The following is an 11,417-nucleotide window of genomic DNA, read 5'->3' on the forward strand; positions in this document are numbered from 1 at the left end:
CCAAAAAAGCACTTGCTACTTTATGCATTGGTGGCGGTATGGGGATTGCTATGTGTTTAGAGCTAGTTTGAGTTTTCACTTCCGAGAAAGAGGTATTGGCCATAGACATATTTTTAAACAATGAGTTATTAAACATAACTTTTTCTAAAGTAGCATTTTTCATCGAGGCATTTTCAAAAGTAGCCGAATCAAATTTAGTATCTTCAGTGAACTTCGCTTCGTCTAATATACTCTGACTAAAATCTGTATTAATAAAACTGGCACCTTGAGAAACTATTCCACTTAAATCCGATGATTCAAAGCTACATTCTTTGACTAAAACTTTAGACAATGTAGCGCCTCTAATATCAACACCAAAAAAAGCTGTATTATTAATTTTTGAACCAGAAAGATTTACATTTACCAAATTTGCCTTTTGTAAGTTTACATTATCCATCTCTACTTCTTTCATGATGGCCTTAACCATATTAGCTTCGTCAAACCTTGAATTAGAAATTTTAGCGCTAGTAAAATCAGCTTCTTCAAAATTGGCATTAGAAAAATTTACATCTTCAAAGGTAGTACCATTAAAGATAGAAGCTTGAAAATCTACTCCTGGAGCATTGAATTTTTTGAACTTAACACCAGAAAAATCACTTTCTTGAATAGTGGCCCCTGTGAGTAAAATACCATCAAAGTTAGCACCAGAAAAATCAACTCTAGCAAGCTCAGCACCGGAAAGGTCTATTCCAGACAGATCACTACCAGCAAGATTGGCTCCTGTTAATTTAAGACCACGTAGATTTTTTCCGTACATCCCTTTAAGATCTACTGATTTACGCTCTGCAAGCTGTTTATTGATATATTCTTTGATCTCTATGCTCTTCTTTTCACTAAGCACACCACTACTAACTTCTTTTGCATCACTACAACCAAGTACAAAAAAAATTGCAATAAAAGTCCATTTTTTCATCTAATTTCAATCCTTACTAATTTGCAATCTCTTCCAATACTTCCATATCGTCAATCATTTCATTGTCAATTCCATTAAGCTTACCGTTGGCAGCATGAATATTAAGTGTTTTCAACTTTCTATGCAATGCAGAACGCTCCATACCAACAAAAGTTGAAGTCTTAGAGATATTACTATTAAACCTATTCATCTGCGCGGTTAAATACTGTCTTTCAAATACTTCTCTCGCTTCTCTAAGCGGCATAGACATCATATCAAGATTAGTATCTGGTTTTGAAATATTAACACTGTTATTTATAACCTCTTGTGGCAACATGTCTGACCTAATTTTGTCGGACGATGAAGAACTAGGCGGATTCATAATTAAAGTCCACTCTATTACATTGCGAAGCTGCCTTACGTTTCCTGGCCAGTTATATGCTTGAAGCGCAGCAATAGATTCATCAGAAAATTCTCTCTCTTTCAGCCCAGAAAATTTTGAAAGTTGCTTAACAAAATATTTAACTAATAAAGGTATGTCTTCCTTTCTTTCAGCTAACATTGGTACATACAAAGGGACGACATTTAATCTATAATATAAATCCTGTCTAAATCTCCCATGAGTAATCTCCACTTGCAAATCTTTCGTAGTTGAGGTCACAATCCTAACGTCAAGTTTTGTAGCCTTTGTTCCCTTAATAAGAGTCTGATCTCTTAAGAATTTTAACAATTTATTCTGGGCATTTAAAGGCAAATCTCCAACATCGTCAATATATAAAGTACCATTATTTGCCGCCTCAAGTACACTGACACGCTTATCAAATAAACTTGTTGATTCTTGCCTCTCGAATTCACCAAATAACTCCTGCTGGATTTTAGTAGCATTCATAGCAATCGGACTAAAGACTATAAAAGGACCATTAGCTCTTTTAGATCTCTTATGTATCAGCCTTGCAGAAAGCTCCTTACCGCTTCCAACTGCGCCATTTACCATAACTCTGCCAGAAGTTGGAGCAACCTTTTCTATTTCTGCCCTAAGCCTTGTAGTAATAGCAGCGGAGCCAACAAATTCTGTTTTATCTATTACTTTAGATTTTAGATCTATGTTTTCTCTTTTTAGTTTTGCGGATTCACAAGCTCTTTTTAAAATTATCATAAGCTTGTCATGAGTAAATGGCTTCTCTAAATAATCATATGCACCCATTTTAATAGCGCTTACTGCGGTTTCAATTGTGCCATGCCCACTAATTACTATAACTGGCATAAGTGGATATTGTTTTTTTACCATTTCTAAAATACCCAAACCATCTAAATCACTATCTTGCAGCCAAATATCAAGAATTATTGCATTAGGTAGTTTTTCTGATATGGCCTTAAATGCTTGAGCACTATTTGCTGCTGCCCTGCTTGAAAAACCATCATCTTTTAAGATATCCGATATTAAATCTCTAATATCAGCTTCATCATCAATAATTAGAATATCTAGTGCCATATTTTTTAACTCTTTAAAAGACTCAATAATAAAAAAAATCAAATGCTGTCAAAGCATAACGATTTCCTAATACCCTCATAACCAATTCCAATGAACTTAAGTCAATATGCGTCTTGTCCCAGTCAATCTACGATTATGAAGCGCTTAACTAGAAGTTATAGCTTTGCAAATTATAAAGCAACATCTTTTATAGTAAATATGCAACATACCCCCTATTTATTTTACAAAAACCTTAATAGTTAAGTAAGATTAGTGTTTATTTTAACTTATTTTTTAAACTTATGGCATTCATTGTTAACTCAACCATTGCGCCATTATTTTCATTATTAGATAAACTAACACTACCAAAATGGTCTAAAGCTATTCGATCAATAATAGCCAACCCTAATCCAGTCCCATTAGATTTAGTTGTAACATAAGCTTCTTTAGCAGACTTTAGCATCTTTTTGCTAAATCCAGGCCCGTTATCTTCTATACAAATTTTTACAAATTCAGCACCAACAATCAGCATAACTTTTATTTGTTTCTTCGTTGTTGTTTTTTCTAAAGCCTCTTCAGAATTCAGCATCAAATTTACCATGACCCTATTTATTTGCGAAATATCACAAATAAATTCGTGCGCTTTGACATTTGAACGAAAAGTATAATTTATAGTATCATTTATTAGTTTTCTGGACTCTACCAAATCATTAATCAGGGAAACAATTTCGCATTTAGCAAAGCTAGGAGAAGGCAGCCTGGCAAATTCTACAAATTCCGATACTATTTGCCTTATATCGTCCGAATGTTTGAGTATATTATTTGCATATTTTGTAAAAGACTCCTTGTCATTGACCTCGTCTTTAAATTTTTTAAGTAGCCTTTCTGCAGACAATTGAATTGGGGTCAGTGGATTCTTTATTTCATGCGCCACTCTCCTTGCAACGTCAGACCAAGCCAAGGCTCTCTGAGCAATTAGCAAGTCCTTTTGTTGGTGATCTATTTGATTTACCATTCTATTAAAGGCAGAGGAAAGTACTTTTACCTCATCTTTTTTTAGACCTTCTATCGGGACTTGCACCGAAAAATCACCGTTTTTAACTTTTTCTGCTGCAATTACTAGCTCTTTGATTGGTCTTACAATGCGTTCGGCAAACCTTCTGCCCCAAATAATTGAAGCAACTAAGAGCACTACGCTAAGCAAAATAAATACCATTGAGAACTTAATTTGCATAGCAACTATCTGATTTTTGAGTTTCTCGTATTCAGCTACGGCCCCTTTAGTTTTATCAATATGATCTATGATTTTTGTATCTACCAATCTGCCAATTAATAGATAAGTATCATTATAATCTTTAATCTTAATCAAAATACGTATTTTAGATGGATCCGAGTCTACCTGCACTACTTCACCTTTATTTGCTCTATCAATTAAATGAGCTGGAATTGTCATAAATGCAAGTGAAAAACTAAGAGAAGTTTGAGCTAAAATAGTATTGGAATTTCTTTGAAAAACTATTGCTTCATCAAAAGATCTAAGTTCAGCTTGAGCGTTAATAACCTTTAGAAATAAATCTGGACTATGGATCAAATCATAGTACATGGACGTTAAGTCATCCGAAACAGAAATCGCTGTCTCTCTTAGTTGCAAGATATGTTCGTCTATATAAGATTCTCCAACACTTACCGATTGATCAAGGACTTTTGATATTTTCTTATCAAACCAAGCTTCTATCCCAAAGTTAAAAAAATACGTAGAAAATACAGCAACAATAATAGTAGGAAGAGCCGATCCAATACTAAATGCAATAATAATTCTCTTACGAAGTTTTGAAACTCTACGCTCTCCACCTTTTATAAAAGTAAAATTACTAGATACTCTATTACTAATTATTAAAACACTCAAAATCAGCGTTGAAATTAGTATAGCAAGTAAAAAACTAAGTGTTGCAAGTGGATCTGAATCTTTTTGAAAAGATATCCCAATAAAACCTATACTGGATATTATAGTAATAATACAAACGACAATCACTGCGTAGAGTAATATGTTTTTGAATTGATAATTAACAAAACTATTCCGGATTTTTTTTAGCATATTTTATTATTGGTTGGATACATAAAAACACCGTAGCCTACAATCACTTTAGAGAGCTAGAAGAACGATTATTCTGGCTTTTTCACGATTGGACTAGAACCAAGATTAATATCCTGAAATACCTAGCTCTTTAATTTTCTTACGCAAAGTATTTCTGTTAATTCCCAAAATCTTTGAGGCCTTTACTTGAATACCATCCACATGTTCTAGGGTTTTTTTTATTAAGCTTCTTTCTACTTCATTTATCACTCTTTCATACAAACCAGATTCCGGATTATCACCTGCATGCATCCTGAAAAACTTGTCTAAACTTACCTCAACGGAGTTAGAAAGCGATTCACACTCTTTTTTCATTTTTCTATATATATTTTTGAGTTAAATTAATGGTCCATAAAACTGTTTTACCGTATCTTTTACTTCGTCAACATTGCTTAGTTGATTAATAGTTGCACGAAACTCTCCTGAATTTGGCAAACCACTACTGTACCACCCCAGATGCTTCCTCGCTATTTTCATTCCTATATCTTCTCCATAATGCTCTATTATTTCATCATAATGATTAAGCACAACATTTAACTGCACTTCCAAAGTCGGGTCTGGTAATTTTTCTCCAGTCTTAAGAAAATGAGCAACCTGAGAAATTAACCAAGGCCTGCCGTACGCTCCTCTACCAATCATAATACCATCTGCCTCAGACATTTTCAGCGCAAGTATTGCACTATCAATATCCACAATGTCTCCATTAGCGATTACAGGAATTTTTACTGCTTTTTTTACTTGGGAAATAAATGCCCAATCAGCACGACCTTTATAAAATTGACACCTTGTTCTGCCATGTACCGTAATCATTTTAATACCAGCATCTTCAGCAATTTTTGCAAGTGTTGGGGCATTTTTTGTATCATCATCCCAACCCATTCTCATTTTGAGTGTAACAGGAATTTTTACCGCTCTAACCGTTTCTTGTACTATTTGTGCGGCAAGTTTTTCATCACGCATTAAAGCTGATCCAGAAAAACCTCCTACAACCTTTTTTGCTGGACAGCCAAAATTTAGGTCGATAATCTTTGCTCCCATATCTTCATTAATTTTTGCCGATTCAGCTATGACACTCGGTTCACAACCAGCCAACTGGACACAAGCTTTTGTCGCATCATTATCATCTTGGTCAATTGCACATTTTTTCATCGATTGATGTGAGCGAACTATCATAGCCCTGCTTGCAATCATTTCTGATACCACAAGACCAGCCCCGAATTTCTTCACTAGTTTTCTGTACGGCAAATCTGTTACTCCTGACATTGGAGCCAAAATTACCGGGCTTGAAAGCTCAATATTATCGATCTTTATCGTCATATTACACTATGCAACTCTTAAAACTGGCGAACTGTACCACAATTATTAATAAAAATCACCAAACTTCTCTAATAGCAAGATTCATGTCTGAGTAGGAGATTATAACTGGTAATACTACACCTTCTGGTTTTTTAGGGCCATATAATTTATAAAAAGGTATTCCATAAGAGCCGTTAGCAACTAAATACTCGTATATTTCTTGATTATGCATACTAAAGTCTCCCCTCATTGCGTACACATTATGGTTTTGGAATAACTTCATCGTCTTATTTCTATTTAGTACCATCAATTTATTGTACTTACAGGACACACACCAATCTGCAGTAATGTCTACAAATACTATTTTTCCTGCCTCAACGTAAGATTTGATTTTGTCTGGTTCAAATTTGTGCCAAGTATCATCAACTTGCATCTCTGCTGTTAAATCTTCATTACTTGCTCTCATAGGTAATATCATACTAACTAAAATGATTATTAAAATAATAGCCAATTTAAAACTATTACTCCTCATAATCCCAGTTACACTTTCTAACGAAAACTTTAATAAGAGCAGCAGTAAGAATAATCCAATGGTACCCCTTTCGCCTATTTGACCATAAAGCACGAACAGAAGCCAAAAAACTGTTCCGACCATGAATAATATTAGCACTTTCTTTAATATAAACATCCACTTCCCAGGCTTAGGAATAATTTTTAGTATTGGGGGGTAAAAAATCATAATGATGTATGGCAGACTAAAACCAAGGGCTACAAAAGAAAAATTTAAAAATATTTGAAAATTATTTGCTGCAAATGCTAAGGAAACAGCTGTGCCTAAAAATGGAGCATTGCATGGTGTAGAAAGGATTGCCGCTAAAATACCACTAAAATAATGCTCAAGATACTGATTATTTAGCTTATTAACATTTAATTTATTCATCAAACTATCCGGCAGAGATAAATCAACGCGCCCTAGAGCACCGCTAATAAAAATAGTCATAACAATGCTCAAAATTATAATAAATTCTGGCTCCTGAAAATTAATACCCAGGCCGAATTGGCTACCACTATTTTTCAAACCTATAACTATTGCCGTTAAGATCCAAAAACTAGAGAATATTCCTGCAACAGTAAGCATGCATGCGATTCTTTTATCAATGCCATCATCTTTTAAAAAGGAAAAAATCTTCATCGATAACACTGGCAGTACACATGGCATAAAATTCAAAATAACCCCACCTAATATCGACAACATAATAAGCCACAAATAGTTCTCAAGCCCGAAGCCTTTTTCTATTGTATTGATCTTACCTATTATAGTTTGTTTGACAGGTATACACATATCACCACAAATAGCATATTCTAATTCAGCTTCTATATTTACCGGTTTTGTAATATCTCTTGCCTTTATCTCAAGATGGATATTTACCAAGTCATCAAAGTAGTGCACTACCCCTACACCATCGACATGCTTTTGCTTAGAATCAGGCCAAATTATCTTATAATCGTTGAGGTTGGAAGATTTATTCAAGGAAACTTTTATAGGTAATCCAAATTTCGACACCTCGGCGTTTGCATATATACTATACCCCTTTAACATTTTCATTTCTAAAAACACTTCACCAAAATCATCTACTTTTATTACAAACTGTTGGCTAGATGCATAGGCCTCTGATAATATAGAAATTATAAGAATGAAAAAGATGTAAACTTGTCTTATAGCCATAACCATAGTCTTGAAATGCTAAACTGTTATAACTATATAGAATAACAGCGATTAACGTAAATATTTTAATTATGGACCAAAATTTTTCAGATTTAACTGGTAAAATTCTCATAGCGAGCCCATTTGCTATGGAAGGCAATGTATTTCATAAATCGTTAATATATGTTGTTAAACATGCAAATGAAGGTTCCATAGGACTGATTTTTAATCGCCCAGTTAGAAGTGCATTGGCAAATAATTTATTCAATAAGGTTGATGCTAATTTTAATTTTGATAATCTCGAGCTCAACATTCATATTGGTGGACCTGTAGAGGTAGAACGAGGATTCTTCTTGCACTCAAGTGAATATGATAAAAATTTATTATTCAATCCAAACCAAGGGGAGTTGGCAGTTAGTTCGAACGTGCAGATTTTACAAGATATAGCAACAGGCATTGGACCAAAAAACAGTCTATTTATTGTAGGCTATACAGGATGGGGATCAGGACAATTAGATTTTGAATTGGAGCACAACCTCTGGATAATAGCTGACCCAGATAAAGAACTGATATTCTCTGAAAACGATTCTGATAAATGGACAAAAGCTTTGAACATAGTTGGTGTATCAAGCAATGATTTTATACCATTTGTTGCAACCTGTTAAAAACGTTTCCAAATACTAGCAAAAATAGTTGCCGCAAAACAGAAATAGAGTTATACCTATTTAAAGCGTCGGATAGCCAATTATCCGTTCGTTAATTACAAAGGAAATTAGGAGAAATTATGAAAAAAATTCTGTTGATTATAGCAGTATTATTTTTATCTACTGGCTGCAGCAAAAAAACAAAAACGACACTTGGGTTGACTGAGACTATGCCAGATGAATATCAAGTACACCGTAACAAATCGCTTGAAGTGCCACCTCACTACAGAGCTCAAGATTTTATAGGAAAAAAGGATGTGCCCGCGAAAAAAAAGAAGCTTTCTAAAAGCGAAGAGGCGCTACTAAAAGAGATTGAGTAAAAAACTGAGGCTATGAGAAATGTCACGGCAGGGCTCTTCGTATACTGCCAAAAGTCATCCTGAACTTGTTTCCGGATCTAAGGCGGCAAAAAGAAGATCCCAAAACTAAGTTCAGGATGGACTTTTATATTCTTGAGTCCAATCACGTACCATTAATGTTATTTGGCATGGCAAGGTTTTTAGTCAGCACGACTGATATGATTCAAACTAAACTTTAAAGAATCTTAATATGAATAAAGTACTTGCATGGGCAATAATATTCCTAACTATAGGTGGTATCATTTATCTCGTATCAAACACACTAGCACCATTTTTAATAGCTTTTATTTTTGCATATCTTTTACAACCAGCCATAGATACAAATTGCCGAAAGTTTTCATTACCTAGGGATGTAGTAACGCTTGGCGTTTTTGGTTTGTTTTTAAGCAGCTTCATTACCATTATGGTTTTAATTGCACCGATAATTTACCACCAAATTTCCGCCTTTATCAGCAAAATCCCTATGTACAAAACTAACTTTGATAGTGCGATATCGGCTTGGTCTGCAAAACTTCATAATGTTGATCCTGACCTTGCCAACAAAATTTCTGATTCAGCTCAGAATTTTGTTAACGGAACCTTGACCTTATTTGCATCCTTCGCTAACCATATCTGGCAATATACAGTTGCTACAATAAGCTTCTTTACTGTTGTCGCTTTAATACCCATTATTTTATATTATTTTTTAAGAGATTGGCCTCAAATAGTGGGGAATATAGAGTCTCTTTTACCAGTAAGAAGTAAAAGTAAGGTTAGAGAAATTTTTAATTCAATCAACGAGTTACTGTCTGCCTATATTAGAGGGCAACTCAATATTTGCATACTATTGACTTTGTACTACGTGACTGGCCTGAGCATTATTGGCCTTGACCTGGCATTGCTCCTTGGTATTTTTTCTGGCTTTTTGATTATTATTCCTTTTATTGGCGTTCTATTCTCTTTCGTAATCGTAACAATTAGTTGCTATTTTTCTTTTGGAGCTGGTTCAGAACTCATTTACGTTATTATTCTATTTGTTATAGGCTACACAGTAGAAAGCTATATCCTGACTCCCAAAATTATTGGTAATCGTATTGGATTACATCCTGTATGGATTATTTTTTCTGCCTTTGCTACAGCTAACCTATTTGGATTTGTAGGAGTTTTGTTTGCTATACCTATAGCTGGAATAGTAAAAGTTTGCCTATCGAATATAATTGAATACTATAAATCCAGTAATATGTATAAGGGCTAAAAGGCTATATTGCTTTTTAGTATTTCAAAAGTACTTGGCAAGAGTTATTAAGCCTATGTCTTAAATATATAAGAGAATTTAGGGATATGATTAATGAAATAACAGAGTTACAAGCTATAGCACAATCTGGGCTTGCTTATTGCAAAGATGTATTTGACATAGCAAGATACAAGAGGATTTTAGAAATATCTGCAAAACTATTAGCGTTAAAATCAGATCATAAATATGAACAAATATTAGAACTCTTTACAGCAGATAAGGGTTACGCTACACCTAAAATAGATGTAAGAGGAGCAGTTTTCAAAGAGGATAAAGTTTTATTAGTTCAAGAAAAAGCAGATAATTTATGGTCGTTGCCAGGTGGATGGGCAGATGTAAACTTATCACCTGCTGAAAATATTATAAAAGAAATATACGAGGAAGCTGGTTTTCAAACAAACGTTATTAAACTTGTTGGGATTTTTGACAAAAGAAAACACAACCCAACTGGCCAATGGCCCCATGTTTATAAACTCTTTTTCTTATGTGGCCTTATAAAACCAGGTCAATTGGCATTTGATAAAAATGAAATTTTAAATGTCAATTTTTTCAAGGTAACCGAGCTTCCGGCATTATCTGAGGAAAGAGTAACTAAGAAACAAATAGAAATATGTTTCAAGCATTTTCATAACCAAGATCTTATGGTAGAGTTTGATTAAAAAATAATTATAATTGTAGTTATTTATATAGTCTATCTTCCCAGATAAGTCGTATTGACAAGAAACAATGCATATAATTCAGAGGAACTATGCACCAAATCACTTTCTCTTTTGATAGTAATGATCGCTACGATCCAAGTGAGTTTATTGAATCATCCTCAAATCATCTAGCTTTTAAGACGTTGACTAGTTGGCCACCTGAAACGTGGGGAGTGGAACCATATGCAAAAACGCTTATTTTGAGAGGACCAAAATCTTCTGGAAAAACTTATTTGGCTAAAAAATGGTCGTTAAACTCTGGGGCATTATTTCTTAAGAAAGCTCATCAGCTAACAGAAGCTCTTTTGTCTCATCACAAAACTTTTGTAATAGATGGATTTGACAACAGCTGGAACGAAGAGAAAGTTCTTCATCAATTTAATTCAATTCATGAAAGTAACAAGTATTTACTGATCACTACTACCCAAGTTCCAAAACTTACTTTACCAGATTTAGCGTCTAGAATTAATGCAACGAATATTTTAGACATTGATTTTCCAGATGATAACCTAGTTTCTATGTTAATATTCAAGCTTTTTTCTAACTTTTCGGTAGTTGTTAATAAAGAAGTAATCAGCTATTTAATAAATATATTACCACGTGAATTTCCAGAAATAATCATCGCTGTACAAAAAATCAATGACTATGCGATAGAGCATAAACGCAAAATCACAGTACCCCTAGTTAAGCTAGCTCTAATTTAAAAGTTTGATCACCTTATTTGTAGGTAACTTTGCTAGGCTGGCGTTATAGTAAATTCAGTTTATCTAGTCTCTCCGTCAAAACTCTAAATTTTTGATATAATTTCAAGAATTTCAAAAATAAATCACCGCACATTCATTTTTT

General features: G+C 33.9%; 11 protein-coding genes. 5 read left to right on the top strand and 6 right to left on the bottom strand.

Translation table 11 applies throughout. The features are described from left to right. The 6 genes from Megvenef_RS03920 to Megvenef_RS03945 form a co-directional block, all read right to left on the bottom strand. A partial coding sequence (locus tag Megvenef_RS03920) for a pentapeptide repeat-containing protein (protein ID WP_322776687.1) occupies positions 1-952 on the bottom strand: 952 nt, incomplete at its 3' end. A gap of 16 nt (positions 953-968) precedes the next feature. Next, positions 969-2,423 carry a nitrogen assimilation response regulator NtrX gene (gene ntrX, locus Megvenef_RS03925; RefSeq protein WP_322776688.1) on the bottom strand — a complete coding sequence of 485 codons (1,455 nt, stop codon included), beginning with the start codon at positions 2,421-2,423 and terminating at the stop codon, positions 969-971. Between the two features lie 256 nt (positions 2,424-2,679). Continuing rightward, positions 2,680-4,497 carry a sensor histidine kinase NtrY-like gene (locus Megvenef_RS03930; protein WP_322776689.1) on the bottom strand — a complete coding sequence of 606 codons (1,818 nt, stop codon included), beginning with the start codon at positions 4,495-4,497 and terminating at the stop codon, positions 2,680-2,682. Between the two features lie 105 nt (positions 4,498-4,602). Then, positions 4,603-4,851 carry a helix-turn-helix domain-containing protein gene (locus tag Megvenef_RS03935; RefSeq protein WP_322776690.1) on the bottom strand — a complete coding sequence of 83 codons (249 nt, stop codon included), beginning with the start codon at positions 4,849-4,851 and terminating at the stop codon, positions 4,603-4,605. Positions 4,852-4,872: 21 nt separating this feature from the next. After that, a complete protein-coding gene (dusB, locus tag Megvenef_RS03940; protein WP_322776691.1) occupies positions 4,873-5,853 on the bottom strand; it encodes a tRNA dihydrouridine synthase DusB in 981 nt (326 codons plus the stop codon). A gap of 55 nt (positions 5,854-5,908) precedes the next feature. Next, positions 5,909-7,558, bottom strand: coding sequence for a protein-disulfide reductase DsbD family protein (locus Megvenef_RS03945; RefSeq protein WP_322776692.1), 1,650 nt, complete (start codon positions 7,556-7,558; stop codon positions 5,909-5,911). Between the two features lie 71 nt (positions 7,559-7,629). On the opposite strand from Megvenef_RS03945, the gene Megvenef_RS03950 reads away from it, so the two are divergent. From Megvenef_RS03950 to Megvenef_RS03970, 5 genes are all read left to right on the top strand, one after another. Beyond that, on the top strand, positions 7,630-8,202 hold the full coding sequence (locus tag Megvenef_RS03950; protein ID WP_410519757.1) for a YqgE/AlgH family protein: 573 nt from the start codon (positions 7,630-7,632) through the stop codon (positions 8,200-8,202). Positions 8,203-8,321: 119 nt separating this feature from the next. After that, complete coding sequence (locus Megvenef_RS03955; RefSeq protein WP_322776693.1) at positions 8,322-8,561, top strand: DUF3035 domain-containing protein; 240 nt, start codon at positions 8,322-8,324, stop codon at positions 8,559-8,561. 229 nt (positions 8,562-8,790) lie between these two features. Further along, a complete protein-coding gene (locus tag Megvenef_RS03960; RefSeq protein WP_322776694.1) occupies positions 8,791-9,834 on the top strand; it encodes an AI-2E family transporter in 1,044 nt (347 codons plus the stop codon). An 86-nt stretch (positions 9,835-9,920) separates the two neighbouring features. Continuing rightward, a complete protein-coding gene (locus Megvenef_RS03965) occupies positions 9,921-10,532 on the top strand; it encodes an NUDIX hydrolase (protein WP_322776695.1) in 612 nt (203 codons plus the stop codon). 89 nt (positions 10,533-10,621) lie between these two features. Then, the gene (locus Megvenef_RS03970; RefSeq protein ID WP_322776696.1) at positions 10,622-11,275 is read left to right on the top strand and encodes an HdaA/DnaA family protein; all 654 of its coding nucleotides are present in this window, start codon (positions 10,622-10,624) and stop codon (positions 11,273-11,275) included. Positions 11,276-11,417: the final 142 nt, after the last annotated feature.

Origin of the sequence: Candidatus Megaera venefica, from assembly GCF_034554655.1 — a bacterium.
GTDB classification, from domain to species: Bacteria; Pseudomonadota; Alphaproteobacteria; order Rickettsiales; family Rickettsiaceae; genus Megaera_A; species Megaera_A venefica.

Bases quoted from the DNA above. Each gene is read 5' to 3' on its own strand.
- ntrX (WP_322776688.1), bottom strand. From the start codon at position 2,423: ATGGCACTAGATATTCTAATTATTGATGATGAAGCTGATATTAGAGAT.
- Megvenef_RS03930 (WP_322776689.1), bottom strand. From the start codon at position 4,497: ATGCTAAAAAAAATCCGGAATAGTTTTGTTAATTATCAATTCAAAAAC.
- Megvenef_RS03935 (WP_322776690.1), bottom strand. From the start codon at position 4,851: ATGAAAAAAGAGTGTGAATCGCTTTCTAACTCCGTTGAGGTAAGTTTA.
- dusB (WP_322776691.1), bottom strand. From the start codon at position 5,853: ATGACGATAAAGATCGATAATATTGAGCTTTCAAGCCCGGTAATTTTG.
- Megvenef_RS03945 (WP_322776692.1), bottom strand. From the start codon at position 7,558: ATGGCTATAAGACAAGTTTACATCTTTTTCATTCTTATAATTTCTATA.
- Megvenef_RS03950 (WP_410519757.1), top strand. From the start codon at position 7,630: ATGGACCAAAATTTTTCAGATTTAACTGGTAAAATTCTCATAGCGAGC.
- Megvenef_RS03955 (WP_322776693.1), top strand. From the start codon at position 8,322: ATGAAAAAAATTCTGTTGATTATAGCAGTATTATTTTTATCTACTGGC.
- Megvenef_RS03960 (WP_322776694.1), top strand. From the start codon at position 8,791: ATGAATAAAGTACTTGCATGGGCAATAATATTCCTAACTATAGGTGGT.
- Megvenef_RS03965 (WP_322776695.1), top strand. From the start codon at position 9,921: ATGATTAATGAAATAACAGAGTTACAAGCTATAGCACAATCTGGGCTT.
- Megvenef_RS03970 (WP_322776696.1), top strand. From the start codon at position 10,622: ATGCACCAAATCACTTTCTCTTTTGATAGTAATGATCGCTACGATCCA.